Here is a 26,695-nt window from a genome sequence, read left to right as displayed (position 1 = left end):
GCTGGGGCCACACATCATGTCAAAGCAAAACACGGTCGCCATTGTTGGGCGGCCCAACGTGGGTAAATCCACGCTTTTTAACCGCCTCGTGGGCCAGCGCAAGGCCATCATGGACAACGAGAGCGGCGTCACCCGCGACCGTCACTACGGCTACGGAGACTGGATTGGCAAAAACTTCACCGTGATTGACACGGGCGGTTACGTGCACAATTCGGAAGATATTTTCGAGGGCGAAATCAATAAGCAGGTGAAGCTGGCCATTGAAGAAGCCGACGTGGTGCTCTTCATGGTGGATGCCGAAGCCGGCGTGCACGGCCTCGACGAGGAATTTGCGCACGTACTGCGCCGCTACATGGGCAAAAAGCCCATCTATATGGTGGCCAATAAGGCCGATACCAACCTGCGCGCCAACGGCGTAGGCGAGTTCTACTCGCTGGGCCTGGGCGACGGCGAAATCTTCGCCATCAGCAGCCAGAACGGCCACGGCACCGGCGAATTGCTCGACGCCGTGGTGAGCCACTTCGACGACCCCGGCATCGAAGAGCCGGAGTCGGAAATCCCGCGCATTGCCGTGGTGGGCCGCCCCAACGTGGGCAAATCCAGCCTCGTGAACCTGCTGCTCGGCGAAGACCGCAGCATCGTGACCGACATCGCCGGCACTACCCGCGACTCGATTTCGGCCCGCTACAATGCCTTCGGCAAAGAGTTTATCCTGGTCGACACGGCTGGCCTGCGCCGCAAGGCCAAGGTGAGCGAGGACGTAGAGTTCTACGCCAACATGCGCAGCCTGCGCGCTTTAGAAGAAGCCGACGTCTGCATCGTGATGCTCGACGCCAGCCGCGGCATCGAAGCCCAGGACGTGAACATTATCACCCTGGCCGACAAAAACCGCAAAGGCATTGTCATTCTGGTGAATAAGTGGGACTTGGTGGAAAACAAAGACACCAATACGGCCAAGGAGTTCGAGGCGAAAATCCTCGAAAAGATTGCGCCGATTTCCTACATCCCGGTCATCTTCATCTCGGTGCTGAACAAGCAGCGCGTGCACAAGGCCATCGAGACGGCCATTGAGGTGTACCACAACAAGCGCCGCAAAATCCCGACTTCGCAGCTCAATGATGTGATGCTGAAGGAGATTGAGAAGTACGGCCCGCCCGCGCTCAAGGGCAAGATGATTCGCATCAAGTACGTGACGCAGCTGCCCACGCACAACCCCGTGTTCGCCTTCTTCGCCAACCTGCCGCAGTACGTGCAGACCAACTACACGCGCTACCTCGAAAACCGGATGCGCGAGCATTTCGACTTCACGGGGGTGCCGATTGGTATTGTATTCCGCAAGAAGTAAGCAGAGCAGAATTGTATTCCGCAAGAAGTAAGCAGAGCAGAGTGCGGCCAAAGGCTGCTCCTCATAAATACTTCATAAAATCTTGGCTTCTCGGGTTACCTTTTTTTAAGCAGGAGTATAAAGCTCCGAATTTGAAGTTAAGCTTCGGCTAAAGCCTCAAAAGTTGCTTGAAAATCAACCACATTTAAAACAAACCCCAAGATGAAAAAAGTATTGTTCCTCGCCCTGGCCCTCGGTTCGTTCACCTTCTCGTCGTGCGACAGCAAGAAAGAAGATGCTCAGGAGCAGGTTGGTGAAAACGTGAAAGAAGCTGGCGAAGCCAAAGCTGATGCCATGGAAGACAAGGCTGACGCCGTACGTGACTCGGCTGATGCCAAAGGCGAAGCCATCCAGGACAACGCTGACAAAATGGACGCTGCTGCTCCCGCTGCCGGCACCACCACGACCACGACCGAAGAAGTTAAGAAGTAATTTTTGCTGCTTTAGCGTAAAAAAAGCCTCTCCGGCAACGGAGAGGCTTTTTTGCGTTTATGCTGCGCACTGGTGGCGCGTGCTTTGCGAACGGTATGGCTTGTGCTACGGTGCTACAACTCGGTTTCGGGCATTCCCAGCCGGCGATTCAGCAGGTTATCCACGACTTCAAAAAGGCGGCGCGGCTCGTAGGTGCGCCAAGGCAAATCGTCGAGCTGGCCGCCGAAATTGACATAATTATCGACGTTGTATTGCTTCATCTCCCGCTGCACGTGCTCCTGGAAGTTCACGCCCGCAATCCAGCCGTCTTCCACGTCCTCGTACCACTCCTCGTAGTACGAATCGTCGGAGCCGTGGAAGTTGAACACGTTCTCGCCGATGAGAATAAACTTGCGGATGCCCTCGTGGGTCAGAATATCGATGATATTCCGCTTTAATTCCATGATGTCGTTTTCGATGGCATCGTTCCACTCGCCGATGAATTCGAGCACGGCAATGCCTAGCTCGTAATCAGCAAAGAGGATTTTGAAGAACAGCGTGTCCGACCCCAGGCTGTCCCACTGCGGGTGGATGTAGTAGCCGTAGATGGTATTGGTGTAGGTGTCGAGGCTGTTTTCGGCTTCGAAGAGCGGAGAGCGCGGGTCGTCGGAAGCCGAGTATTGCTCAATCCAGTTGTAATGAGGCTCAATGGTGTGCATAGGCGTATTGCACACGCTGGAGCCTGTGCGTTCCTAGAAACGCCGAAAAGCCCGAATCGTTCGCCCGAAACAATTAAGCTTGTGAGGCCCAAGCTGAAGCATTTGCTACTGCTTGGCCGCCTCCAGCGCAGCGCGCACGCTGCCGTGTTGCTTCAGCAGTTGCGCGGCCTCGGCCTCGGCAATGCCCAATTCGTCCATCAGCATCTTTTCGCCGCGGTGCACCAGCTTTTCGTTGGAAAGCTGCATATCCACCATCTTATTGCCTTTCACGCGGCCCAAACGGATAAAGGTGGCCGTGGTGAGCATGTTCAGCACCAGCTTCTGCGCCGTGCCTGCCTTAAGGCGCGTGCTGCCGGTGAGGAATTCCGGCCCAGTCACCACTTCCACCGGAAACTCGGCGGCGGCGGCCACCCCAGAGTCGGCGTTGCAAACCACGCAGCCGGTGGCCAGCCCGGCCGCCCGCGCCTGATTGAGCCCGCCAATAACGTAGGGGGTGCGGCCCGAGGCGGCGATGCCCACCAGCACATCTTTGGAGTTTACGTTGTGCTGCTGCAAGTCAATCCAGGCCTGTTCGGCATCATCTTCCGCGCCTTCCACGGCCTGGCGAATGGCGCCGTCGCCGCCCGCCATAATGCCCACCACCAGCCCGGCCGGCACGCCAAACGTGGGCGGGCACTCCGAGGCATCGACCACGCCCAGCCGCCCACTGGTGCCTGCCCCAATGTAGAACAGCCGCCCGCCCGCGCCCAGCCGCGCCACGATGGCCTCTACCAGCCGCTCAATCTGGGGCAATGCCTTGGCCACTGTATCGGGCACGGTGTGGTCGAGGCGGTTCATGCCGGCCAGCAGCTCGGTGGTGGAGAGGGTTTCGAGGTGGTTGAATTCGGAGGGTGCTTCGGTGGTCATCATAGGATAGAACATGCGTTGGCTTGTTCAAAAAAGAAGTTAAGGCAGCGAACACGCAAGCGCATGTTCTACAGCAATTGCCCCACAACAGGGAAGTTGTCGAATACGTTGGCCGTGTGCGGGGCGTCTTTGTCGAGCTCGGCGGTGAGGTCCTGGCCGGCCCAGTGCTCGTAGTGGTTGCCGCGCCGCCACAGCCGCGAGCGGCTCACGTCGTAAATCTGCCCCTGGTACGCCACCCAGATTTCGTCGCGGTCCTGGCCGTTGCGCAGGGCCAGCTGGCGATTTGTGTAAGTGGGCAAGGGCACTGTTTCCATCAAAAATCTAGCTTAGCAACGCCTGCAGGCGAATCCAGCGCTGCGGCAGGTCGCCCTGCGAGGCGTTCAGGTAATCCTCGTACGTGCAGGGCACCACGCGCTTGGTAGCATTGTCGCCGAGGCGCTCCACTTCCATCCACCATTTTTCGGCGCGGCGCGATTTGTAGAATACCAGCTTGTCGGGGTTGCCGGGCAGCACCACCGTGTAGGTGAGGAAGCGGAAGGTGCCGAAGCCGGTTTCGGGCTTGCGGTGGTAAAAGCCTTCCACAAAGTACCAGAGCATGGTGGCAATGGTGGCGGCGGCCAGGCCATTGGGGTCCACGTCGGCACGGTAGCCGTAGAGGCCGAAGGAGCTAAGCTGCTCGTTGTGGCCGGCGTACCAGCACAGCTGCGTGGCTTCCTCATTGCCCAGCCCGAAGGGGTTGGCCGGGTAATAGCCCGGCGAATCCTGCCAGCGGATGGCGGCAATGTCCACGCTCATAAAATCGGCCTGGCGCACCAGCGGCTCGGCCAGGCGGCGGTCGGCGCGCACCTCGCCCACGCTCATGGTGTCGAAATGCAGCTTTTCGAGGGCTACCATTACCTCGGGCGGGGTGAGGTACTGCTGGTGGCCGAGGTGGGCCAGACTGAACACGATGTTGGGCTCGTGCACCAGCAGGCGGCGCAGGTGGCTTTCCTCGGGCGGGGTGCCGGGGCCGGGCTCGGCCATGTCGGGCCGCGAGTCCACCATCGTCACGTTGATGGTGCGGTCTTGGGCCTCATAGGCCAGAAACTGGCCGTAGTCCAAATCGTGGCTGCCGCCGAGCAGGATGGGCACCGTGTTTTCCTCCAGCAGCGCCCCGATGATTTCGCGCAGACGCTGGTAGGTGTCTTCCAGCGTGAGGCCGGGGCGCAGGTTGCCGAGGTCGACCAGGCGCAGCATGCCCGAGCCTTTTTGCAGCTGGTAGAAGCGCTGGCGTACTTCGTTGGGGCCGTGGCGGCGGGCGTTGGGCGGGCCGGCCGCGCTGCCGCGCCACTCATCGAGGCCGATGAGGGCCAGGTCGGCGGTGCGCCAGTCGGGGAACGTTTCGGTGAAGCGGGTGGCGTAGGCGGCCAGCGTGGTAGGCGCGGGCGAGGCTTCGGTGAGCGTTTCCGGCAGCGGGTCAAAAAACAGGGCCAGATTCATTGGGAGCGGGAATGCTAGAGCCCAAAATTACACCGAAAAAAGCCGGATTTTGGGGCTTTTTGAGCGTTTTCGCGGTCAATTTGGTTTTTAGCCGTAAGTGCAAGGCCACGGATGTGGTTAGGGCGCCATCGCGCAGCCCCAAAAAAAGCGCTTTATTTAAGCTGAATTTCACGCCATACGCCTTATCCGCCCCACCCATGGACGTTCGTCGCGCCTTTGATATCCTAACTCACCAAATTGCCGAGTCGCCCAAGTCCGACGCCCTGGCCTCCAAAATCGACGGTAAATGGGTGCCCATCAGCAGCCAGCAGCTTCAGGACCAGGTCAATCTGGTGTCGCTCGGCCTTGTGTCGCTCGGCCTCAAGCGCGGCGATAAAGTGGCCATTATCAGCATGAACCGTCCGGAGTGGATGATGGCCGATTTTGGCATCTCCCAAATTGGCGCCACCAGCGTGCCGATGTATCCCAGTATTACCGTTGAGGACTACAAGTACATCTTCACCGATGCGGGTGTGCGGGCCGTGTTTGTGGCCGATAAGAAGCTGTTCGACAAAGTGAAGGAAGCCACGCAGGGCTTGGATATCCCCGCCGAAAACATCTTCACTTTCGACAAAATCGAAGGCGCCCGCCACTTTAGCGAGCTGTTGGAACTGGGCAAAAAGGGCAACGCCGCCGACCTGGATTCGCTGAAAGCTGCCGTCGAGCCCGACGATTTGCTTACCCTCATCTACACCAGCGGCACCACCGGCAAGCCCAAGGGCGTAATGCTCACGCACGATAACATCCTGAGCAACTGCCGCAATTCGCAGCGCTTCGTGCCCGTCACTAAAAACGACAAGGCCCTCAGCTTCCTGCCGCTCTGCCACATTTTCGAGCGCATGGTGACCTACCTCTACATGATAAACGGCGTGAGCATCTACTACGCCGAAAACATGGATGTCATCGCCGACAACCTACGCGAGGTGAAGCCCGAAATTTTCACTACCGTGCCCCGTCTATTGGAGAAAGTGTATGATAAAATCGTGCAGAAGGGCCACGAACTGGAAGGCATCAAGAAAAGCCTGTTCTTCTGGGCCCTGGATTTGGGGTTGAGATACGATACTCAAAAGGACCAGGGCTTCCTATATAATGCTCAACTGGCGTTGGCCAATAAGCTCATTTTTAATAAATGGCGTGAGGCCTTGGGCGGTAATCTGCGCTGTATCGTGAGTGGCGGCGGGGCGTTGCAGCCGCGGTTGGCCCGCGTGTTCTGGGCGGCAGGTATTCGGGTGATGGAGGGCTACGGCCTCACCGAAACCTCGCCCGTGATTGCCGTGGGTGGCTACGAGCCGGAGAACAACATGATTGGCACCGTCGGCCCGCTCATCGACAATGTGCAGGTTAAAATCGCCGCCGACGGCGAGATTTTAACCAAATCGGCCTCCGTGATGAAGGGCTATTACAACCAGCCCGAGCTCACGGCTAAGGAATTCGACGAGGAAGGCTGGTTCCACACCGGCGATATTGGCGAGTTAGTGAACGGCAAATTTCTGAAAATCACTGACCGTAAGAAGGAGATGTTCAAGACCTCGGGCGGCAAGTACATTGCCCCGCAGGTCATCGAAGGCAAACTCAAGGAAGACCCGCTCATTGAGCAGGCCATGGTGGTGGGGGCCGACCAGAAGTATGCCTCCGCACTGATTATTCCGTCTTTCTCCGACCTCAAAGGCTGGTGCAAGCGCAACGGCGTGCCCGATGGCTCGCCCGAGGAACTGGTGAAAAATCCCAAAATCGTGGACCTCTACGAGGGCTTGGTGAAGAAATACAACCAAAGCTTTGCCCAGTGGGAGCAGGTGAAAAAAATCACCCTTCTGCCCGAGCAATGGACGGTAGAAAGCGGCGAGATGACGCCTACCATGAAGGTGAAGCGCAAGGTCATCACCGAAAACCATAAGGAGGTGATTGAGGGGATGTATGCGCGGGCCGAGAAGGAGCCGCACGAGCGGGCAGCCCACTAAGCAACTGGTAGTGCTGCTTGCGTCATGCAACGCCCGTTCAATTTTGGATGGGCGTTGCTGTTTCATAACTTTACGGTTTATTATTCACCCTTTTTTCATTTTTTAATGTTAAACCTTTCCAAATTTGCTTGCCTCGCCCTAAGTGCAGCACTTCTACTCAATGGTTGCAAAGGCAAGGACGGCGACCCAGGCCCCGCCGGCGCAACAGGTGCTACCGGTGCCACTGGTGCTACCGGGGCTGCCGGCACTTCCGGCCAAAACCTGACGGGTACGCTCTATGGCTTCGTAGCCCCCGTCGATGAATACGGCTTTGCACTTCCTAAAAATGGGGTCACGGTTACGCTGGAAGGCGTGACGCCGGCTGCCACTGCCACAACCAATGCTGATGGACGCTACGAGTTTACTAACCTGCGCAATGGCACCTATAATATAAGCTACAGCCGCACGGGCCTGGGTACCGTGCGTCGCCTCGGGGTCGGCCACGTAGGCGGCGACCAGCCGACTTTTCTCGGCACCAGCAGTATTTCGGCCCCTTCTACTACCACGCTTGGCACCCTTTCGGTCAGCAACCCGACCACCACTTCGGTAACCCTGAACATCCCGTTCTCTAACCCCGGTGCTCAAGGCGCTTTTGTTCGTTTGGCAATATACGCCAGCAGCAGTCCTGGTACCACGGCCGCCAACGGCACGTTGTTGACTGCTGTTTCGACGACTGCTAGCCCATTGAGCTTTAGTTTTTCAAAAGCTACCTTCAACAGCGCCGGCTTTGCGAGTGGAACAGCAGTATACGTTGTAGCGTATGGCGCGCCGTCCGTCCTGACGTCTTACGTCGACCCACTCACCGGACGCATCGTTTACAATGGCCTGACGGCCGCTTCAACCAATCAGGTTGCGTTTATTGTGCCGTAGCTGGCGCGGTGTATAGGACGTCTGACAGAGGCACTCCCCAAGAGTGCCTCTTTTTTTGTAATATAGTATGCAAGCCTAACAAGTTTTTCGTAAGTTTACCGCACTATCAGCCCGCCCATGAAACCCGAAGAAACCGTCGATTACAACATTAAAGTGGCCTGGCACGCGATTTCGCGGATGTACAACACCCAGGCTGCGCAAAACGATATCACGACCAGCATTGGCTTTGTGCTGCTCAATATCGACCAGGAGCGCGGCACGCCGGCCACCAAAATCGCCCCGCTGCTGGGGCTTGAAACCCGCAGCCTCACCCGCATCCTGCGCAGTATGGAGGAAAAAGGGCTGATTTATAAGCAGGCCGACTCGGTGGATAAACGCTCGGTTCGCATTTTTCTGACCGATTTGGGCCTGGAGAAAAAGGAGGTTTCGCGCCAGACGGTGCGCCACTTCAACCTGAAAATCCGCGAGAAAATCCCGCAGAGCCAGCTCGATGTTTTCTTCAAAGTCTCGGCTCAGATTACGAGCATGATTGAGGGCAAAACCCTCTTCGAAGAGTTCGTGCTGAAGCCGTTGCGCACCGAGTCTTCGGCTTCTTAAGCCTCGCAATCCATGGAATGGAACGTCATGCTTCGACAAGCCCGGCATGACGGTTTCTTACTCTTGCCAGAAATTCATTACCACCCACCTCATCACCCCAAAAGAGGATGAATCGAACCATTAAGAAAGTGGCCGTGCTCGGCTCCGGCGTTATGGGCTCGCGCATTGCCTGCCACTTCGCCAACATCGGCGTGCAGGTGCTGCTGCTCGACATCGCCCCCAAAGAGCTGCTGCCCGACGAAGAGAAAAAAGGCCTAAAACTGGAGGCTCCGGTCGTGCGCAACCGCATTGTGAATGCCGCGTTGCAGGCCGCAATCGTTGCCAATCCGTCGCCGCTCTATCGCAAGGCCGATGCCAGCCGCATCAAGACCGGCAACTTCGATGATAACCTGAAAGACATTGCCACCTGCGATTGGACAATTGAGGTGGTTATTGAGCGGCTTGATATCAAAAAGAGCCTTTATGAGCGGGTGGAGCAGTTCCGCAAAAAAGGTACGCTGATTACCAGCAATACCTCGGGCATCCCGATTCACCTGCTAGCCGAGGGCCGCTCAGAAGATTTCAAGCAGCACTTCGCGGGCACGCACTTCTTCAACCCGCCGCGCTATTTGAAGCTGCTGGAAATCATCCCGACGCCGGGCACCAAGCCGGAGGTGCTGGATTTCCTGGAACACTACGGCGACCTGTACCTGGGCAAAACGGTGGTGTTGGCCAAGGACACGCCCGGCTTCATTGCCAACCGCGTGGGCGTATGGGCCCTGCTCGACGCCATGCAGACCATGCAGAAGTTGGGCCTGACCGTGGAAGAAACCGATAAGCTGACCGGCCCGGTAATCGGTCACGCGAAATCGGCCACACTGCGCACGTCCGACGTGGTGGGCTTAGATACGACCATCAACGTGGCCAACGGCCTGGCCCAGGGCCTGCCGGATGACGAGGCCAAAGACGTATTCGTGCTGCCTGATTTCGTGAAGAAGATGGGCGAGAGCAAGTGGCTGGGCGATAAAACCGGCCAGGGCTTCTACAAGAAAGTGAAAGGGGAGGGCGGCAAGTCGGAAATCCACGCGCTGGACCTGAATACCTTGGAATACAAGCCGAGCCAGAAGGTGAAGTTCGCCACGCTGGAAATGACCAAAACCATCGAGAAGCTGGCCGACCGCTTCAAGGTATTGGTGAGCGGCAAGGACAAAGCCGGCGAGTTTTACCGCCTGAGCTTCGGCGGTTTGTTTGCCTATGTGAGCAACCGGGTGCCGGAAATTTCCGACCAGCTTTATAAGATTGACGACGCCCTACGCGCCGGTTTCGGCTGGGAGCTGGGCCCGTTCGAAACCTGGGACGCGCTGGGCGTGCAAGCTGGGGTGGACCTGGCCAAAGCAGCCGGCCGCACCGTCGCCCCGTGGGTGGAGGAGATGCTGGCCGCCGGCAATGCAACCTTTTATAAGGTAGAAGACGGCGTGCGCAAGTTCTACGACCAAGCCAGCCGGAGCTACCAGGTCATTCCGGGCGTGGAGAACTTCATTATTCTCGACAACCTGCGGGCCAGCGGCAAAGTGCTGTGGAAAAACTCGGGCGCTTCGGTTATCGACCTCGGCGACGGCATCCTGAACGTGGAGTTCCACTCCAAAATGAACTCCTTGGGTACCGATGTTATCCAGGGCCTGCTGAAAGGGGTGGAAATGGCCGAAGCCGGCTACCGTGGCCTTGTGGTCGGCAACGACGCGCCGAACTTCTCGGCCGGTGCCAACCTAGGCCTCGTGTACATGCAGGCGCTCGACCAGGATTTTGACGAGCTGAACATGATGATTCAGCAGTTCCAGCAGGCCATGATGCGGATGCGCTACAGCAGCATTCCGGTGGTGGGCACTCCGCACGGCCTCACGTTGGGCGGCGGCTGCGAGCTGAACCTGCACTGCGACCGTGTAGTAGCGGCGGCCGAATCCTACATCGGCCTCGTGGAATTCGGCGTGGGCCTGATTCCCGGCGGCGGCGGCACCAAGGAAATGACCCTGCGCACCGCAGCTAAGTACGAAGAAGGCGAGCCCGAATTCAACCTGCTGCGCAACACCTACATGACCATCAGCACGGCCAAGGTTTCAACCTCCGCCGCCGAAGCGTTTGACCTGGGCTTCCTGCGCCGGGGCGACGAAGTAGTGCTGAATAGCAACCGCGTTATCGCCGCCGCGAAATCGGCCGCCCTCGACCTGGCCGATGCCGGCTACACCCAGCCGATGCAGAAAACCAACATCAAGGTGCACGGCAAAGGCGCGCTGGCCATGTTCAAAACCGGCGTGTACGCCATGCAGCAGGGCAACTACATCTCGACCCACGACCAGCTCATTGCCGATAAACTGGCTTATGTGATGTGCGGCGGTGATTTGTCGTCGCCCACCGAAGTGAGCGAGCAGTACCTGCTGGATTTGGAGCGTGAGGCGTTCCTGTCGCTGTGCGGCGAGCGCAAAACGCTGGAGCGGATTCAGAGTATTCTGACCACGGGCAAGCCGCTGCGCAATTAATTCATTCTGATTCGATAAAGACCATGTCTAACACCGCATATATCGTAGCAGGCTACCGTACGGCCGTGGGCAAAGCCCCCCGTGGCGGCCTCCGTTTCACCCGGCCCGACGACCTCGCCGCTGCCGTTATCAAACACCTGGTGGCCCAGGTTCCGGCCCTCGACCCTACGCGCATCGACGACGTAATCGTCGGCAATGCCGTGCCCGAGGCGGAGCAAGGCCTGCAAATGGGCCGCCTGATTTCGCTACTGGCCCTGCCCATCAACGTGTCCGGCCTCATCGTTAACCGCTACTGCGGCTCCGGCGTGGAGACCATCGCCATGGCAGTGAGCAAAATCTCTTCGGGCATGGCCGACTGCATCATCGCAGGCGGCACCGAGAGCATGAGCATGGTGCCCACCGTGGGCTGGAAAACCGTGCCCAACTACAAGTTGGCGATGGCGCATCCCGACTACTACATGGGCATGGGCCTCACCGCCGAAGCCGTGGCCAACGACTACAAAATCAGCCGCCAGGACCAGGACGAATTCTCCTACAACTCGCACCAGAAGGCCATCAAAGCCATCGAAGGCGGCAAGTTCAAGAAGCAAATCGTGCCCATCACGGTAGAGGAAACCTACGTGGACCAGGCCACCGGTAAGAAGAAAAACCGCTCCTACGTGGTGGATACCGACGAAGGCCCCCGCGCCGATACCTCGATAGAAGCTTTGGGCAAGTTACGCCCCGTGTTTGCCGCCAATGGCACCGTCACGGCCGGCAACTCGTCCCAGACTTCCGACGGTGCGGCCTTCGTGCTCGTGATGTCGGAGCGCATGGTGAAGGAGCTGAACCTTGAGCCCATCGCCCGCATGGTGAACTATGCCACCGAAGGCGTCGACCCGCGCATCATGGGCATGGGCCCCATCAAAGCCGTGCCGAAAGTGCTCAAGCAAGCCGGCCTCAAGCTCGACGACATCGACCTGATTGAGCTGAACGAAGCCTTCGCCTCGCAGTCGCTGGCTGTGGTGCGCGAGCTCGGCATCGACCCCGAGAAGCTGAACGTGAACGGCGGCGCCATTGCCCTCGGCCATCCGCTGGGCTGCTCCGGTGCCAAGCTCAGCATCCAGCTCTTCGACGAGCTGCGCGAGCGCGGCAAGAAGTACGGCATGGTCACGGCTTGCGTGGGCGGCGGCCAGGGCGTCGCCGGCATCTACGAGTTGCTGAAGTAACTTTCCATTCGTCATCCTGAGCGCAGCGAAGGACCTTATCGCGTTGCTGTTAGTTGAGTTACTGCGAACCAGTCAATCATCATAAGGTCCTTCACTGCGTTCAGGATGACAGATAGAATAATAGACGACAAATAGATAGCATGAAAAAGCGACTACGAAAGAAGCTTCGGCTTCGGGAGTTTCAGGAAATGGGCTTCTCTGTAAAGTTCGATTTGAAATTGCCTGACAGCAAAGCGGAGGATGATTTTGGCGCCCGGCTAATCGATACAATTGAATCAAACGGGTGGTGGGCTTAATGATTTTTTCGTGCAATCTGATTCAAGACGGAAAACGTCGGAAACTGACCGCCAAGCCGTAGAAACCTGGCTTCGGCAGCAACCCGAGGTCGCAGCCATAAATATTGGTCCGTTAGTAGATGCTTGGTACGGTTTCTTCAACTAGGCCGCTACCCACATCAAGAAATACCCCGCGCAACCGGGGTTTTCTTTCGCTGATATAGTAGGCGTGCCTAACATTTTTTCTTATCTTGCAACACTAAACCGCAGGCCTTTTTGTTTATCTAACTAGTAGGCTAGCCTAACACTTTTCAACTCCACACCCCACCCCAAACCGTCATGGAAGTAACGCAGCAAGCCAGCCTGAAGGGCGGCGAATTCATTATCAAGCCGACCGATGCCCAGAGCGTATTTACCCCGGCCGACTTTACCGAAGAGCAGGTCATGATGCACCAGACCTGTCTGGATTTTGTGGCCGCCGAGGTGCAGCCGCTGCTCGAGCGCCTCGACAACCACGAGGAGGGCCTCATGCGCGGCCTGATGGAGAAAGCCGGCCAACTCGGCCTGTTTGGCGTGAGCATTCCGGAGCAGTACGGCGGGCTGGACATGGACTTCACCACGGCCCTGCGAGTGACGGAAGGTGTGGGCGGCGGCCACTCGTTCCCGGTGGCGTTTGCGGCCCACACGGGCATCGCCATGCTGCCCATTCTGTACTTTGGCAACGATGAGCAGAAGGCCAAATACCTGCCTGGCCTTACCGACGGCACCCTGATGGGCGCGTATTGCCTCACCGAACCCGGCTCCGGTTCCGATGCGTTGGGTGCCAAAACCAAGGCCGTGCTAAACGCCGAAGGCACGCACTACGTGCTGAACGGCCAGAAAATGTGGATTACGAACGCCGGCTTTGCCGACGTGTTCATTGTGTTTGCCCAGATTGACGGTGACAAGTTCACCGGCTTCATCGTGGAGAAAAACACGCCCGGTCTGAGCCTCGGCAACGAGGAGCACAAGATGGGCATCAAGGGTTCTTCGACCCGGCAGGTGTTCCTGACCGATGCGCAGGTGCCGAAGGAAAACGTGCTGGGTGAGATTGGCAAAGGCCACCTCATCGCCTTCAACGTGCTGAACATTGGCCGCATCAAGCTGGCCGCGGCTTGCCTGGGCGCTACCAAAATGGCTGCTGACCTGAGCGTGAAATACGCCAACGAGCGGGTGCAGTTCAAGATGCCGATTTCGAAGTTTGGCGCCATTCGCTACAAGCTGGCGCAGCAAGCCATCCGCATCTACGCCGTGGAATCGGCCATTTACCGCGCGGGTTCCGACATCTACCGCATGGAGCAGCAACTCATCGCCGAAGGCAAAGGTGCCAACGAGGCCCTGCTGGGCGCAGCCCGCGAGTTTGCCGTGGAGTGCGCGATTCTGAAAGTAGAAGGCTCGGAAGTGCTCGACTACGTGGTGGATGAGGGCGTGCAGATTTACGGCGGCTACGGCTTCTCGGCCGACTACCCGATGGACCGCGCCTACCGGGATTCGCGCATCAACCGCATCTTCGAGGGCACCAACGAAATCAACCGCCTGCTGGCCGTTGACATGATTCTGAAGAAGGGTCTGAAAGGCGAAATCGACCTGATGGGCCCTGCCCAAGCCGTGCAGCAGGAGCTGCTGAGCATCCCGAGCATGAGCCAGGACGAGGAAACCGGCCTGTTCAGCAAGGAGCTGAAAACCATCGCCAACCTGAAAAAGGCCGTCCTAATGGTGGCTGGCTCGGCCGTGCAGAAGTTCACCGCCACCCTCGCCAAAGAGCAGGAGCTGCTGATGAACATCGCTGATATGGCCATCAAAACCTACATCGCCGAGAGCACCCTACTCCGTGTGGAAAAGGAAGCCGCCGCTAAGGGCGAAGAAGCCATGGCGGTGGAAGCCGACATCGCCCGCGTGTACCTGGCCGATGCCGTGGACATCGTGGAGAAAGCTGGCAAAGACGCCATCGGCAGCATGGCCGAAGGCGACGAGCAGCGCCTGTTGCTCATGGGCCTCAAGCGCTTCACTAAAACGGAGCTGCTGAACGTGAAAGAAGCCCGTCGCCGTATCGCTGCCAAGCTGATTACGGCCAATGAGTACGCTGTTTAAGCATCGGTCATTCCGAGCAAAGCGAGGAATTTGAGAAAGTAAAAAGGCCGCTCCTGGATTCAGGAGCGGCCTTTTTGTTTCAGCGCTAAGGGTGGTTACTCTTTCACCACTTTGAGGTAGCGCAGCTGCTTGTCGAGAGTGAAGCGCAGTATGTAAAGGCCCTGCGGTAACTGGCCCAGGCCGCCGAGCGTGAGCTGAGCCGCGCCCGCCGGTACCTCAAGCACCTGCTTGAGCACTGTGCGGCCCACGCCATCGGTGAAGACGGCGGTAGTGCGGCTGGCCTCCGTCGCGTGGGTGTTCAGGTAGAGCACGTCGGTGAAGGGGTTGGGGCTGGCCTCCAGCACGGCCGCGGGGGCAAATACTACCACTTTGGGCGCAGTGTAGGTGCTGCTGCCATCCATATCAACCTGCTGCAGGCGGTAGTAGCGCGTGCCGGTGGGATTGGCCGGGGCATTCACGAAGCGGTAGGCCTGCGGTTGGGTGCTATTAGCGTTGATGCTGGCCACGAAACCGACGGTGCGGAACTCGTGGCCATCGGTCGACACCTGCACATTGAAGCCCTTGCTATTCTGCTCGGTGGCGGTGGCCCAGGTAAGTACAATTTGCTGGCCCTGGCGTTCGGCATCAAAGAGGGTGAGGGTGACGGGCAGCGGCGCGGCCTTGTTGCCCAGCGTCCAGTCGGAGAGGTGGGTGAGGCCGGTGAGTGTGATAGTGTTGGCGCTGGCGCTACCGCCTTCGGGCCTCCACAGGCCGCCGGCAATGGGCCGGCTGAAGAGTTGCAGGTTGGCGGCGGGAATGCCGTTCAACTCGGCGGTGCTGGGCGAGTAGCCAAACACCAAGTCCATGTTGAGGCCGGTTTCGACAGTAGGCACCACACGGTACTGGCGACGGATGCTGCGGCTGGTGATGCCCGCATTGACCCCCATAGTGGGCGTGACGCCGTAGACCGGCGTGCCCGTAGTGCGCACCACGTACGTGTTGCCGGGCAGGGCCGCGCTACCTGCCGTGTGCGCCGTGAGGCTAAGCCCGAGTCCACCGAAACCGGTGGAATTGCCATCGGCCACGAAGCTGAGCGTAGCCGACTGCACCTGGCCCAGCACGAAGCTGGTAGCAGTTTCGCTGATGGTAGCGTTGCGGCCCAGCGTGAGCAAGTGCGCGCCCGAGCCATCGGGCAGGTAGCCTTTGAGCACGCCCCGGCTGAGTACGAGGCCAGTATTTACGGTCGCGTCGCTGTTGAGCTGGAGCGTGTCGGAAGCTGCGGCCAGGTTGATTTTGAGGGAGCGCACCGTGGCCGGCAGGCCGGAGCCCGACTGCGGGTTGGCTCCGTTGGTAAAGGTGCCGGTGTAGGTATAGATGCCATCGGGGCTGAACGAGCGGGTGCCCGTGACCTGCACCGCGCCGGTGCTGCCGCTGGCGGCAATGCCGGCCGGGTCGCAGATTTGCAGCTCGCCGCCGGCCGCCAGCGTGAAGTTGGTACCGGCGATGGGCTGGCAGGCCGTGTTGAGCACGCCGCCGTTTTGCACCAGGATGTTGCCCTGGGCCACGAGCAGGCCGGTGAGGGTGGCCGCACCGCCAGGCAGCACCGTCACGTTGCCATAGGTAGTGCCGCTGACCACACTACGGGTGTCGCCAATGGTCAGATTCGGCAGGTTATTGACGAAGCCTTCGCCCGAGAAGTACGCGTTGCGCAGCAGTGCGTAGCGGCCGCTGCTGCTGGTGCCCGCCCCGAAGTAGAGGCGCACCTTCAAGGTCTGGCCACTGGCGCGGGTAATGCCGCCCAGTACCACCCGATAGGTAGCCATGCTGCTGGCAGTATTGTAGTTGGTGGCAGCCACGGGCGCGGCCAGCGTGCCCAGCACGAAGGTGCTGGTAGCGAAGTTGTCGGTAGAATACGCGGCGGCCACGTAGCCGGCATTCGTGTTATAGTAAGCGGCCGAAAACACCAGCGTATCGGCCCGCAGGTTGCTACCGCTGGCCGCCGTCAGGGTAAAGTCTTCATACAGCGCACCCCCGAGCGTGCCGGAGCTGACGGAACCCGACCAGCCGCCGCCGTTGCCGGCTGGCGCAAACGCTTGGCCGTAGGTCGTGGAGTTGGCCGGAATGGGTGGCGAGCTGCTGGTGGTGTTAGTAGAGGCCACCAGGCCGGTGAAGGTGGGCGTGCTGGCCGTTACGGCGTACGAGCGTACGGCGGTGTTGTCGGCGTTATCAGCCGTGAGGAGCCACTGTTGCAGCACGCCCGAGTTGGCGGCCGGCGTAGTGAAGCTCACGCTTTGCACGTAGCCGGGCGTGCCGCCGCAGTTGGTTTGCAGCGTGGCCGTGTAGGTAGTCGAGGCGTCGAGGCCCGTAAGCATCACCGGCGAGGCCGTTGGCGCGGGCGTCACCGTGGTGCTGCTGCCGCCCTGCGGCGTCAGGGCCACGGTGTAGCTGGTGTTGCCTGCGCCCGGCGTGAAGTTGAGCTGGGCGCTGACGGCCGTCACGTTGCTAACGCTAACTGCCGTAGCCGCCGGGCAGGCCGCCGTGGCTACTCCGGTCACGTACAGGTTTTTGGTGAGGGCGTGGCGGGCGCTGCTGGTGCCCAGGGCGTAGTAGAGGCGGAACGAAATAGTAGCACCCGCTGCGATGGTCACTCCGGCCGGCCCGGTCAGGGGCAGGCGCAGTACCGAGTAGCCAGTGCTGCTCACTTTGTTGAGGGCCACCGGGGTGGCCTGCGAACCCGCGATGAAGGTGCCGGCCGTGGCAAAGCCGTCGGTCGAGTACGCCACGCTCACGTTCATGGTCGAGCCGTAGCCGCCTGCGCTGAACACCAGCGAGTCGGCGCGCACGCTGCCGCCGGGGGCAGCTGTCACCGCAAATTCCTCGTAGCGGGTCAGGTTCACGGTGCCGTTCCAGCCGGTGCCGTCGGCGTTGGGGGCAATGCCTTGGCCCAGCGACGAATACGCCGGCAGGAAAGTGGATTCGCCGTCTTTCGAGCTGCCATCCGACACCACCAGGTTAGACAGCGCTGCCGTGCTGGGCGTCACGCCGGCGGCGCGGGCAGCCGGGTCGTCGCTGGCGCTGGCCGTCAGGGGCCACTGCTGCAACACCGGCGAGCTGGCCAGGCGCGTGGTGAAGGTGCGGGTGAGCACGTTGCTTACCGCACCGTTGGCGCAGGTACTTTGCAGCGTCACGGTGTAGGGGGTGGCCGCCGCGAGGCCGCTCAGCGGCACCGGCGAGCCCGTGGGGTTGAGCGTGACGGCCGCGCCGGGCGAGCCGGTAGGATAGTAGCTGAGCGCGTAGTTGCTGTTGCTGCTGCCGGGCGTGAAGCTCACACTGGCCGAATTATTGGTAATGCCGCTCACCGCCAGCCCGCTGGGGTCGGCACAGGTGAGGGTGGTGAACGTGATGGCCTGCCCCGTGCCCGAGCCGCTGGCACACACGCTCTGCACCGTCACAGTGTAAGCGGTGCTGCCTGTGAGTCCGCTCAGCGCCACCGGCGAGGCAATGGGGTTGGGGCTAACGGTGGTGGCGCTGCCGCCCGAAGGCGTGTAGGTAACCACAAACGAAGTATTGCCGCTGCCCGGCGTAAAGCTCACGCTGGCCCCGGTCTGGGTGATGCCGCCCGCCGCCACATTGCTCACGTCGGGGCAGCTGGCATTGGCGGTGGTGAAGGTGGGACTGGTGATGGTTGGCACGGCCGGGCCGGCCGGCGAGCCCGCCGGGGTGGCCGTCACGGTGGCCGTGTAGGCCGTGGCCGACGTAAGCCCGCTTATCGTGTAGGTGGCCACGTAATTGTTGGCGGCGTTGGGCGCGGTTGTTTGCGTGGCCGTCCCCCCGGCCGGGCTGGTGCCGATGGCGTAGGTGTAGCCCCCAGCCGCCAGGGTGGCAAACGATACTTGAGCCGTGGTGGTCGTGATACCGGCCACCGACAGCACCTGACCCACGGCAGCCAGGTTTCGTAGCTGCACGTACTTGCCGTTGCTGCCGCTGCCACAGGCATTGTAGAGGCGGAAAGTCAACGTCTGGCCCGCCGTTAGCGTCACGCCGGTGGCTCCATTAAGGGTCAGGCGGTAGGTATTAGTAGGGTTGACGGGCCCGGTATTGCTCTGTAGTACGGCGATGCCTTTAGAAAAGCCGCCGCTGGCCGCCACTGTCAGCGCGCCTTTGTTGAGCGTGCCCGTGCCCGATATTTCCGTCGAGTCGTTGGTCGTAAAACCCGTTTTCGAGTACACGATAGCCAGCTTGGTATTGCTGGCCGTGTAGGTATAGGATTCGGCAAACACCAGCGTATCGAGCCGCACCGTGCTGGCCGTGCCTGCTGTAATAGTGAACTGCTGATAATACTTGCGGTTTAGGGTTCCGCCCACGGCCGACCACAGGCCATCGGCCGTGGGGGCAGTGGCTTGCCCGGCAGCGGAATAGGCCGGCACCGCCGGCTGAGTAGTAGCCAGGCCACTCGAAACCGCCATCCGCTTCAGCGTGGAAGTACCAGCGCTGAGGCCCGGCGCAGTGTAAGTCGACGCGTTGTTGCTGGTGAGCGCCCACTGCGCCACGGGTACCGACTGGGCCCACGCGCCGGAAGGCAGCAGTCCGAAGCCCGCCAGCAGGAGCAGGACGACATGTAAACCAAGGCGGCGCGTCCGGATGGCGACGCTGCCAGCAGCAAGTAAAAATTTAAGCATGTAAAGAAGAACGGAGGGTGGGATAATGCATCTTCAGCAAAGAAGACTTCCCGGCAAGGTCAACCGAACTCGACCGTAGCCCAATACCTCTGTTCAACTATATTCTCGCAATCGATGCCGGGAACGATGTCGGGAACGATTGCACCATTCTACCTCAATTGTGAATTTGCCTGACTCCCTGTTTTTCAGGCTTTACAATGGCATACCCTCGTCTTTATTTCACCACAATTTTCTCCAGCTGCAAGGCCGCCGATTTCTTGCTGGGCCGGCTCACGCCGATGATGGTTTTCTCGTTTAACCAGGCCGTAAAATCCTTTACGTAAGCCAGCTGCTGGTCGTCGGCCACGTTCAGCTTGAGGCGCTCAGGGGCACTCACAATACCGGTCTGCGCATTCACGCGGCGCAGGTAGAGGTCCGATTTCTTGTTGATGTTTTCCAGCGTGAGCAGCTGCACCGTGCTGCCGAACACCGCCGCCCGAAAGCCAATGCCTGTATAGGCATCTACGGCCGGGGCCACTTGGTCTTTGGCTACGATGCTGTGCCAGGTGGGCGCGCCAAACTCGTTGTAGCCAAACAGATGCAGCTCGCGGGCGTGCACCGGAGACTCGCTGCCGCCTTCCTCAAAATGCTTTTCGGCCACTACCACTAGCTGCTTTTCCGGCGTCAGCAATAGCTCACCCAGGTATATGTCATCGAGGCGTTTCACTTCTTGCCCGCTGGCTTTGCTCACCTCCGTCAGATAGGCCGGCGTGAAGCGGAATTCCGGCGAAAACTTCATGTCGCCGCTGCCGCTGAAATCGTATTTCACCACCTTCAGGCTGTAGTACTCGCCGGTCTGGTAGTCGGCGCACAGCGCAGCGGCATACAGGCTGCCATCGTTCAAAACCGTGAATTTGGCATCGCGCACCGTCACCGGCCGGCCGCCAAACACGCCGCCCACCGGCACGCCCAGCACCTTCACTTCGGTGGAAGGCCCGGCCGGGTAGCGGCGCACGGTCAGCTTTTTCATGCCCTCGCTGATGAGGGTCACGTACTGCGTGCCATCATTCGCCACGTGCACGGCCGGCGAGAAAAAGTCGCTCAACGTCCGGAAATCGTACGTTTTCTCTTCCAGCTGCGCCAAGCTCTGGTCGAAAAGCGTGGCCGCGATGCTCTTCACCTGCTGGTTGCTGGTGAGGTAGCGGAAGGCCAGCAGCCGGCTGCCATCGGGGGAGATGCTCACGCCCGGGCGGCGGTCGCGGGCTGGGGCGCTTATCACCAGCTTGGTCGCGCCCTTCTGGCCGCTTTGCAGGCTCACGGGCACTACGGTCAGGTTCTGGCTATTGTCATCCTTGTGGTGGAGCACCACCAGCGCCTGCTGCGAGCCGCGCCCGAAGGCTTCCAATGTCTCGCCCGGGCCCACCGGAATGGTGGTGCTCCATTGCTTTTTGAGGTCGGCGTCGTAGCGCTCCACCGCGTAGCCGCCCGCACTCTGGTGGGCCAGAATCACAAACCCTGAGCCATCGGCCAGCGTTAGCGTCTTGTTTGGCACGCGCATGTCGTAGCGGTCGGTGCCCTGCTCCGGCAGGTAGCTGAAGGGCGCCGACTTTACCTTCTGGGCCACAGCCGATGTCGCATTGCCCAGCAGGACTCCGCTCATCAACCCGATTATTACTGCGCGCTGCAACATAAAATTTTGGCGTATTGGAAACATAAGGAAAGTGGATTTCAACGGTCAGGTGTGCCCAAAAGTACCGGCTTTTACCTTTTGACTTTGCTTTTTACGAGTTGAGACCTTAGCAAATAGGGGGAGTGGTTAATAAAAAATTATTTCAAGCATAACACTCCCGTCGTCACTTCCGTACAGGGACACCGTTTACTTCGTGTTCGCTTCCAGGGTTCAATTGGAACCAAACAGCGTACTTCTGTACCCGGCTCGGTTTCAACAGATAATAGCGCTGTTTAGCCGAGGTATTTGGCCTTTTTAACGTTTTTTTTTAACAAACCTCAGTTTTGGTTTACCTTTGTAAACGCAATTATCTACTATCTCTATGAAGTCACTACTCAAGTTCACGCTGTTATCGGCCCTCATCATTGGCGGCAGGCTTGTTAAGGAGTCAACTCCAGTTACCGTAGCCAAAACAGTTGAACCTACTACCAAACCCGACTCCTCGGTTATCATGGTTCATCAGGTGCTTACTTCCGAGCCTGTCCAACCCGCCCGACAGCAGGCCCAGCCGCAGCAGAGCGGTAGCGGACTCATTGCTGAGATGTTCTAGGCAGAACACCCCAACGACTTTTTATAAAGTCGTTTTTTTTTGCCCACTGCTCAGCACAAACGTTTAACTAATCCGGCTCCAGTTCACGGCCGTGGCCGGCAGACTTTCGATGTGGTGGCGGATGTTGGCATTCTCCGGATTGGTCAGGTTCGGGTCTTCGCTGAGCAAAGTCTGGGCTGCGGCCCGGCTTTCGCTCAGAATGCGGCCATCCTTGGCCAGGTCGGCAATCAACAAATCCAGCACGCCGCTTTGCTGAGTGCCCATCAGGTCGCCGGGGCCGCGCAGCTTTAGGTCAATGTCGGCAATTTCGAAGCCGTTGTTGGTCCGCACCATTGTTTCGAGGCGGGTGCGGGCGTCCTTGCTCAGCTTGAAGCCCGACATCAGGATGCAGTAGCTTTGGTCGGCCCCGCGGCCCACCCGCCCGCGCAGCTGGTGCAGCTGCGACAGCCCGAACCGCTCGGCGCTCTCAATCACCATCACCGAGGCGTTGGGCACGTTCACGCCCACCTCAATCACGGTGGTGGCCACCATTATCTGGGTTTCCCGCTTGATGAAGCGCTGCATCTCGTAGTCCTTTTCCTCGGCCTTCATGCGCCCGTGCACGATGCTGATTTGGAACTCCGGAAAAGCCCGCGCCACGCTTTCGTAGCCATCGGTCAGGTCCTTGTAGTCCATCGTTTCCGATTCCTCAATCAGCGGATACACGATGTACACCTGCCGCCCGATTTTTACTTGGTCGCGGATAAACTCAAACACTTTCAGCCGGTTGGCATCAAAGCGGTGCACCGTTACAATGGGCTTCCGGCCGGCCGGAAGCTCGTCAATCACACTCACGTCCAGGTCGCCGTACAACGTCATGGCCAGCGTGCGCGGGATGGGCGTGGCCGTCATTACCAGCACGTGCGGAATAACGTGCGGGTTTTTCTGCCACAATTTCGAGCGCTGCGCTACTCCGAAGCGGTGCTGCTCATCCATAATGGTCAGCCCCAGGTTGCGGAACTGCACCACGTCTTCGAGCAGCGCGTGGGTGCCCACCAGCATGTGCATGGTGCCGGCGCGCAGCTCCTCGTGCAGCACGCGGCGCTCGGCCGTGCGGGTACTGCCCGTGAGCTTGCCAATCTTGATGCCCAGCGCATCGGCGTACACTTTCAGGCCCACGTAGTGCTGGTCGGCCAGAATCTCGGTCGGGGCCATGATGCAGCTTTGCGCGCCGTTGTCGGCCGCCATCAGCATGGCGATGAAGGCCACGATGGTTTTGCCCGAGCCTACGTCGCCCTGCAGCAGCCGGTTCATCTGCCGCCCGGTGCAGAAGTCCTTGTAAATGTCGTGGATAACGCGCTTCTGCGCGCCCGTCAAATCAAACGTGAGGTGGTTTTTATAAAAGTCCACCAGCGTCGGTACCTGATTGAAAATCTGGCCCGCCAGCGTCACCTTGCGCTGGTCGCGCTGCCGCAACAGCTTGAGCTGCACATAAAACAGCTCCTCAAACTTGAGCCGGAACTGCGCCGCCGCCAGCAGCTCCGCGTTCTGCGGAAAGTGAATCTGCTGCAAAGCCTGCGCCTTGCTCATCAGCCCATACCGCTCAATTAAAGCCGGCGACAACGACTCTGTAATGTGTGGTACGGCCAGCCGCAGCAGCTCCGCTACCATCCGCATAATGGCTTTGCTGTCAACGCGGTGGTAGTTCTTGAGCTTTTCCGAAGTATTATAAACCGGCTGCAGAAAGCTCTGCCCCGGCTTGGCTTCGCTCACTTCCTCCAGCTCCGGGTGCGCCATCTGCGGCCGGCCGTTAAACATCGTCGGCTTGCCAAAAACGATGTATTCCTGGTTGTTCTTGGTGTACTGCTGCACCCATTTCACGCCCTTAAACCACACCAGCTCCAGCTCGCCGGTGCCGTCGCCCACCTTCGCGGTCAGGCGCTGCTTCGGCCCTTCGCCCACCAGCTCCTTGCCGCGCAGCATGCCGCGCACCTGCACGTAGGGCAGGTCGTCGTTCAGGTCAGCCACCTTGTACACCTGCGTCCGGTCCAGGTACCGGAACGGGTAGCGCTGAATCAGGTCGCCGTAAGTGAACAGGTTCAACTCTTTGCCCAGCAGCTGCGCCCGCTGGAGGCTGCCTACCGAGCGCAAAAATTCGAGCCGGGTATTGAAGAAATTACTCAAGGGAAAAAATGGCTGAATGGCCGAACTGTCTCATGGTTGAATGGCGGTTTGCGAAAATGCCAATTTCTTCCAAGTCAATTCACCAATTAAGCAATGCAACAGTCTGATAATTATTTATAGCGCAATGTGTTAAGCATCCGCACCATATCCGTCTTCACGTACTCAATCACCGGGGCCAGCGAGTCGTTCGCCGTGGCCGTGCGGAAGTACAGCGCCCCCCGAAAGAAGTGCTTGGTGCTGTCCGTAGTGTAAAACTGGAACTGGCTCGGCACCTCGCCCTGCAACTCAAACACCGAGGCTCGCATCCCGCTCGGCGTCTTCAAAATGCGCTCATCAATGGCCGTGGCCTTGATTTCGTGCTTACCCGTGAGCTTGCGGGCATCTTCCATCATCTTGTTGTAGAGGCGACGGTCGCGCTGCACGTCCATGTAGGTAATCTGCACGTTGGCGTGCAGCTTGGGGTAGTACACGTTCAGCCAGTGCGGCTGCGCCATGTACGACGAATCCCGCTTAATCACGGCCTGCGTCGAGTATTCGAACTCGTAGGGGTGGCCGGCCGGCAGCAGCCGGTAGCGGTGCGCCGGCAGGTCAATGCGGTTGTACCCCTTGGGCTTGGGCGTAAAATCCGGAGCCGACGAGCAGCCCGCCAGCAGTACCAGCCCGGTCAGCACCGGCAAGGTTGAAAGGTATTTCATGCAAAAAGCGGCCCCGGCCCCAAACGGCCCAGCCTTCGTAGTTTCAAAGGTAACTGCCACCGCAACGAAAAAAGCCCCGGCACAGTGCCAGGGCTTCATCTCAATCATCACTCTGGACAGTTGCAGCCACAGGCCACTCAGTCCGCCATTCGGGAGTCAGAAGGGAAGCTGGTCCAACTCCGGCTCCTGCCGGAAGCTGTGCTGCGGCTCCGTAGCGGCAGAGCCGTTGGCCTCGCCCGCTGCCGGAGCGGCGCCTTGCGGCCGGCCGCCCAGCATCGAAATCTCATCGGCAATGATTTCGGTGATGTAGCGCGTCTGCTGGTCCTTATCCTGATATTGGCGGGTGCGCAGCTTGCCCTCGATGTACACTTGCTGGCCCTTTTTGAGGAATTTATCAGCCATATCGGCCAAGCCGCGCCACGCCGAAATGTTGTGCCATTCGGTGCGCTCCACGCGGTTGCCTTGCTTGTCCTTGTAATAGTCGTTGGTGGCGAGGGTAAAGTGAGCCACGCTCACACCGCCTTCCAAATGGCGCACTTCGGGGTCTTTGCCCAGGTTGCCTACCAAAATCACCTTGTTCACTCCGGCCATATTATTGCACGTTAGGAAATACAGAATCGAAAAAGCCACCCGGCTTGTTCTTGCTTCAAAGATAAGCGCTTAAAATGGATTAGCAATGCTTGTTGCTAATAATTTTTGCTGAAAAATCTAAAAATATTAGGAGTATCTGAATTACAGCTTCTGCTCAATATAATTAGCAATCAGCTTGGGCTTGGGCAGGGCGTCAATCTCCGCCAGCGAGTACGCCCGCAGGCCCAAGTCCCGAAGCGTAGTAGCCGGGAGCGGCTGCACCAATTCCAAAGGATGAAAGCGGGCCTCCAGCTTCTGATGGCTCAATACGTGGCGGTAGGCGGCGCTGGGCTCGGCCGCTTGGCTGGTGTCCAGGGTAGCGCCCAATGCATCCAGATGCCGTGCCAGCTCAGTCGGCGGCAACTCGGGCACCGTCGTTTCTGCCAGGGCAAAATCATACAGCCCTTGCCAAATGTCTTTTTCGCGGCGTTCCCGCAGGTACGTCTGCTCGCCGTGGCGCAGCACGAAGTAGTGGAAATAGCGCGTGCGTGAGGCCTTCGCCTTGCTTTTCACCGGCAGCAGCGCCACCTGCCCGTGCTGAAACGCCCAGCACTGGTGTTGCATGGGGCAAAATAAGCAGTCGGGCTTGGCCGGCGTGCACTGAATCGCCCCAAACTCCATAATGGCCTGATTAAAATCGGCCGGTGTGCTGGCGGGGATGTGCTGGTCGGCCACGGCTTGGAATTCCTTGCGCGAGCTGGGCGCCGCAATATCGGAGTGCAGTCCAAAAATGCGGGCCAGCACCCGGTACACGTTGCCATCGAGCACGGCCACCGCTTCATCGAAGGCAAACGACGCAATGGCCGCCGCCGTGTAGGGGCCAATGCCGCGCAGCTTTAGCAATTCGGCGTAGGTGCCGGGAAACTTTCCGGCGTATTCCGTCACTACCTGCTGGGCCGTGCGGTGCATGTTGCGAGCCCGGGAATAGTAGCCCAAGCCCTGCCAGTAGCGCAGCACTTCGGCCTCGGGCGCGGCGGCCAAATCCTGCACGGTAGGGTAGGCTGCCAGGAAGGTTTCGTAGTAGGGAAGGCCTTGCGCCACACGGGTTTGTTGCAGAATAACTTCCGATAGCCAGATGGCGTACGGGTCGCGGGTATGGCGCCATGGCAGGTCGCGGTGGTGGCGCGGATACCAGGCCAGCAAGGCAGAGGCCAGGAAGGAAGGCTGAGGAGTTTTTGCGGTCAAAATTTTGAAAGCGAATAATTTGGGCCAACACCTAGTTTGAGAAGGTTGATTGGTAAAACAAAAAAATGGGGTTACCTTTGTGGCCCCAATTCAAGGGCGAACCGCTTACCGGGCAAGGGCTTACGCTGGAATTTGGGACTTTTTTGCCTAAAACTGTATTTTTTCCAACCACTCTAAGTACCATACCAACGTGACTAAAGCTGAGGTAATCGCCGAAATCTCCACGAAGACCGGCATCGAGAAAGCTGATGTATTGATGACTGTTGAAGCCTTCTTCAAAGTCGTGAAAGATTCGATGACCGAGGGCAACAACATTTACGTGCGCGGCTTTGGCTCGTTCGTAAACAAGAAGCGCGCCCGTAAAGTAGCCCGTAACATCTCGAAAAACACGTCCCTCATCATCGAGGAGCACTACATCCCGAGCTTCAAGCCGTCGAAAACCTTCGTGGCTAAGATTAAAAACAGCAAGAAGGTGAAAGCCGTTGCGGCCAAAGCCTAATTTTGTTTGTTAATAAACTCGCCGGCGGATTAACCTCTGGCCAGTTTATTAACAACAATGAATTGCCGGCCGCGCCGCC

22 protein-coding genes are annotated in these 26,695 nt (G+C 59.1%); 12 read left to right on the top strand and 10 right to left on the bottom strand.

Annotated features, from left to right (window positions below):
* Window positions 1-16 precede the first annotated feature (16 nt).
* Together der and ACYU7Q_RS17125 are read left to right on the top strand one after the other, a co-directional pair.
* The gene (der, locus tag ACYU7Q_RS17130) at window positions 17-1,345 is read left to right on the top strand and encodes a ribosome biogenesis GTPase Der (RefSeq protein ID WP_460610662.1); all 1,329 of its coding nucleotides are present in this window, start codon (window positions 17-19) and stop codon (window positions 1,343-1,345) included.
* Window positions 1,346-1,546: 201 nt separating this feature from the next.
* Complete coding sequence (locus ACYU7Q_RS17125) at window positions 1,547-1,816, top strand: hypothetical protein (RefSeq protein ID WP_460610661.1); 270 nt, start codon at window positions 1,547-1,549, stop codon at window positions 1,814-1,816.
* A 113-nt stretch (window positions 1,817-1,929) separates the two neighbouring features.
* On the opposite strand, the gene ACYU7Q_RS17120 is transcribed toward ACYU7Q_RS17125, so the two are convergent.
* From ACYU7Q_RS17120 to ACYU7Q_RS17105, 4 genes are all read right to left on the bottom strand, one after another.
* Window positions 1,930-2,514: a hypothetical protein gene (locus tag ACYU7Q_RS17120; RefSeq protein WP_460610660.1), complete on the bottom strand. Its 585-nt coding sequence runs from the start codon at window positions 2,512-2,514 to the stop codon at window positions 1,930-1,932.
* Between the two features lie 105 nt (window positions 2,515-2,619).
* The gene (gene murQ, locus ACYU7Q_RS17115) at window positions 2,620-3,420 is read right to left on the bottom strand and encodes an N-acetylmuramic acid 6-phosphate etherase (RefSeq protein WP_460611081.1); all 801 of its coding nucleotides are present in this window, start codon (window positions 3,418-3,420) and stop codon (window positions 2,620-2,622) included.
* Window positions 3,421-3,488: 68 nt separating this feature from the next.
* The gene (locus tag ACYU7Q_RS17110) at window positions 3,489-3,734 is read right to left on the bottom strand and encodes a cytochrome b5-like heme/steroid binding domain-containing protein (RefSeq protein WP_460610659.1); all 246 of its coding nucleotides are present in this window, start codon (window positions 3,732-3,734) and stop codon (window positions 3,489-3,491) included.
* Between the two features lie 7 nt (window positions 3,735-3,741).
* Window positions 3,742-4,899 (bottom strand): formimidoylglutamase, encoded by a 1,158-nt coding sequence (locus tag ACYU7Q_RS17105; protein WP_460610658.1) that lies wholly within the window; start codon window positions 4,897-4,899, stop codon window positions 3,742-3,744.
* 197 nt (window positions 4,900-5,096) lie between these two features.
* Here ACYU7Q_RS17105 and ACYU7Q_RS17100 point away from each other — a divergent pair, with 197 nt between their 5' ends.
* The 8 genes from ACYU7Q_RS17100 to ACYU7Q_RS17065 all read left to right on the top strand — a co-directional run bounded on the left by ACYU7Q_RS17100 (window position 5,097) and on the right by ACYU7Q_RS17065 (window position 14,528).
* Window positions 5,097-6,896 (top strand): AMP-dependent synthetase/ligase, encoded by a 1,800-nt coding sequence (locus ACYU7Q_RS17100; RefSeq protein WP_460610657.1) that lies wholly within the window; start codon window positions 5,097-5,099, stop codon window positions 6,894-6,896.
* Window positions 6,897-6,920: 24 nt separating this feature from the next.
* Complete coding sequence (locus ACYU7Q_RS17095) at window positions 6,921-7,805, top strand: carboxypeptidase-like regulatory domain-containing protein (protein ID WP_460610656.1); 885 nt, start codon at window positions 6,921-6,923, stop codon at window positions 7,803-7,805.
* Window positions 7,806-7,922: 117 nt separating this feature from the next.
* On the top strand, window positions 7,923-8,402 hold the full coding sequence (locus tag ACYU7Q_RS17090) for a MarR family winged helix-turn-helix transcriptional regulator (RefSeq protein ID WP_460610655.1): 480 nt from the start codon (window positions 7,923-7,925) through the stop codon (window positions 8,400-8,402).
* Between the two features lie 107 nt (window positions 8,403-8,509).
* Window positions 8,510-10,915: a 3-hydroxyacyl-CoA dehydrogenase/enoyl-CoA hydratase family protein gene (locus tag ACYU7Q_RS17085; protein ID WP_460610654.1), complete on the top strand. Its 2,406-nt coding sequence runs from the start codon at window positions 8,510-8,512 to the stop codon at window positions 10,913-10,915.
* Window positions 10,916-10,938: 23 nt separating this feature from the next.
* A complete protein-coding gene (locus ACYU7Q_RS17080) occupies window positions 10,939-12,123 on the top strand; it encodes an acetyl-CoA C-acetyltransferase (protein ID WP_460610653.1) in 1,185 nt (394 codons plus the stop codon).
* 140 nt (window positions 12,124-12,263) lie between these two features.
* Window positions 12,264-12,419 carry a 50S ribosome-binding protein YggL gene (locus ACYU7Q_RS17075; RefSeq protein WP_460610652.1) on the top strand — a complete coding sequence of 52 codons (156 nt, stop codon included), beginning with the start codon at window positions 12,264-12,266 and terminating at the stop codon, window positions 12,417-12,419.
* 10 nt (window positions 12,420-12,429) lie between these two features.
* Entirely contained in the window at window positions 12,430-12,564 is a 135-nt protein-coding gene (locus tag ACYU7Q_RS17070; RefSeq protein WP_460611080.1) for a 50S ribosome-binding protein YggL, read from the top strand.
* Between the two features lie 173 nt (window positions 12,565-12,737).
* Complete coding sequence (locus tag ACYU7Q_RS17065) at window positions 12,738-14,528, top strand: acyl-CoA dehydrogenase family protein (RefSeq protein ID WP_460610651.1); 1,791 nt, start codon at window positions 12,738-12,740, stop codon at window positions 14,526-14,528.
* Window positions 14,529-14,623: 95 nt separating this feature from the next.
* On the opposite strand, the gene ACYU7Q_RS17060 is transcribed toward ACYU7Q_RS17065, so the two are convergent.
* Complete coding sequence (locus tag ACYU7Q_RS17060; protein ID WP_460610650.1) at window positions 14,624-19,186, bottom strand: fibronectin type III domain-containing protein; 4,563 nt, start codon at window positions 19,184-19,186, stop codon at window positions 14,624-14,626.
* Between the two features lie 214 nt (window positions 19,187-19,400).
* Window positions 19,401-20,855 carry a hypothetical protein gene (locus tag ACYU7Q_RS17055; protein WP_460610649.1) on the bottom strand — a complete coding sequence of 485 codons (1,455 nt, stop codon included), beginning with the start codon at window positions 20,853-20,855 and terminating at the stop codon, window positions 19,401-19,403.
* Between the two features lie 361 nt (window positions 20,856-21,216).
* On the opposite strand from ACYU7Q_RS17055, the gene ACYU7Q_RS17050 reads away from it, so the two are divergent.
* Complete coding sequence (locus ACYU7Q_RS17050) at window positions 21,217-21,444, top strand: hypothetical protein (RefSeq protein WP_460610648.1); 228 nt, start codon at window positions 21,217-21,219, stop codon at window positions 21,442-21,444.
* A gap of 63 nt (window positions 21,445-21,507) precedes the next feature.
* Here ACYU7Q_RS17050 and recG read toward each other — a convergent pair whose 3' ends face one another.
* From recG to mutY, 4 genes are all read right to left on the bottom strand, one after another.
* A complete protein-coding gene (gene recG, locus ACYU7Q_RS17045) occupies window positions 21,508-23,607 on the bottom strand; it encodes an ATP-dependent DNA helicase RecG (protein ID WP_460610647.1) in 2,100 nt (699 codons plus the stop codon).
* 110 nt (window positions 23,608-23,717) lie between these two features.
* Window positions 23,718-24,302: a gliding motility lipoprotein GldD gene (gene gldD / locus ACYU7Q_RS17040; protein ID WP_460610646.1), complete on the bottom strand. Its 585-nt coding sequence runs from the start codon at window positions 24,300-24,302 to the stop codon at window positions 23,718-23,720.
* 156 nt (window positions 24,303-24,458) lie between these two features.
* A complete protein-coding gene (locus tag ACYU7Q_RS17035; RefSeq protein ID WP_460610645.1) occupies window positions 24,459-24,893 on the bottom strand; it encodes a single-stranded DNA-binding protein in 435 nt (144 codons plus the stop codon).
* 141 nt (window positions 24,894-25,034) lie between these two features.
* The gene (gene mutY, locus ACYU7Q_RS17030; RefSeq protein ID WP_460610644.1) at window positions 25,035-26,117 is read right to left on the bottom strand and encodes an A/G-specific adenine glycosylase; all 1,083 of its coding nucleotides are present in this window, start codon (window positions 26,115-26,117) and stop codon (window positions 25,035-25,037) included.
* A 157-nt stretch (window positions 26,118-26,274) separates the two neighbouring features.
* On the opposite strand from mutY, the gene ACYU7Q_RS17025 reads away from it, so the two are divergent.
* Entirely contained in the window at window positions 26,275-26,616 is a 342-nt protein-coding gene (locus ACYU7Q_RS17025) for an HU family DNA-binding protein (RefSeq protein WP_460611079.1), read from the top strand.
* The last annotated feature ends 79 nt before the right edge of the window (window positions 26,617-26,695 follow it).

This window comes from Hymenobacter terrigena (assembly GCF_054776515.1).
The sequence above is the reverse complement of the archived record's forward strand: the minus strand, read 5'-3'. Positions and strand labels throughout refer to the sequence as shown.

Coding starts and splice junctions, on each gene's coding strand:
- der (WP_460610662.1), top strand. CDS start 17: ATGTCAAAGCAAAACACGGTCGCCATTGTTGGGCGGCCCAACGTGGGT.
- ACYU7Q_RS17125 (WP_460610661.1), top strand. CDS start 1,547: ATGAAAAAAGTATTGTTCCTCGCCCTGGCCCTCGGTTCGTTCACCTTC.
- ACYU7Q_RS17120 (WP_460610660.1), bottom strand. CDS start 2,514: ATGCACACCATTGAGCCTCATTACAACTGGATTGAGCAATACTCGGCT.
- murQ (WP_460611081.1), bottom strand. CDS start 3,420: ATGACCACCGAAGCACCCTCCGAATTCAACCACCTCGAAACCCTCTCC.
- ACYU7Q_RS17110 (WP_460610659.1), bottom strand. CDS start 3,734: ATGGAAACAGTGCCCTTGCCCACTTACACAAATCGCCAGCTGGCCCTG.
- ACYU7Q_RS17105 (WP_460610658.1), bottom strand. CDS start 4,899: ATGAATCTGGCCCTGTTTTTTGACCCGCTGCCGGAAACGCTCACCGAA.
- ACYU7Q_RS17100 (WP_460610657.1), top strand. CDS start 5,097: ATGGACGTTCGTCGCGCCTTTGATATCCTAACTCACCAAATTGCCGAG.
- ACYU7Q_RS17095 (WP_460610656.1), top strand. CDS start 6,921: ATGCAACGCCCGTTCAATTTTGGATGGGCGTTGCTGTTTCATAACTTT.
- ACYU7Q_RS17090 (WP_460610655.1), top strand. CDS start 7,923: ATGAAACCCGAAGAAACCGTCGATTACAACATTAAAGTGGCCTGGCAC.
- ACYU7Q_RS17085 (WP_460610654.1), top strand. CDS start 8,510: ATGAATCGAACCATTAAGAAAGTGGCCGTGCTCGGCTCCGGCGTTATG.
- ACYU7Q_RS17080 (WP_460610653.1), top strand. CDS start 10,939: ATGTCTAACACCGCATATATCGTAGCAGGCTACCGTACGGCCGTGGGC.
- ACYU7Q_RS17075 (WP_460610652.1), top strand. CDS start 12,264: ATGAAAAAGCGACTACGAAAGAAGCTTCGGCTTCGGGAGTTTCAGGAA.
- ACYU7Q_RS17065 (WP_460610651.1), top strand. CDS start 12,738: ATGGAAGTAACGCAGCAAGCCAGCCTGAAGGGCGGCGAATTCATTATC.
- ACYU7Q_RS17060 (WP_460610650.1), bottom strand. CDS start 19,186: ATGCTTAAATTTTTACTTGCTGCTGGCAGCGTCGCCATCCGGACGCGC.
- ACYU7Q_RS17055 (WP_460610649.1), bottom strand. CDS start 20,855: ATGTTGCAGCGCGCAGTAATAATCGGGTTGATGAGCGGAGTCCTGCTG.
- ACYU7Q_RS17050 (WP_460610648.1), top strand. CDS start 21,217: ATGAAGTCACTACTCAAGTTCACGCTGTTATCGGCCCTCATCATTGGC.
- gldD (WP_460610646.1), bottom strand. CDS start 24,302: ATGAAATACCTTTCAACCTTGCCGGTGCTGACCGGGCTGGTACTGCTG.
- ACYU7Q_RS17035 (WP_460610645.1), bottom strand. CDS start 24,893: ATGGCCGGAGTGAACAAGGTGATTTTGGTAGGCAACCTGGGCAAAGAC.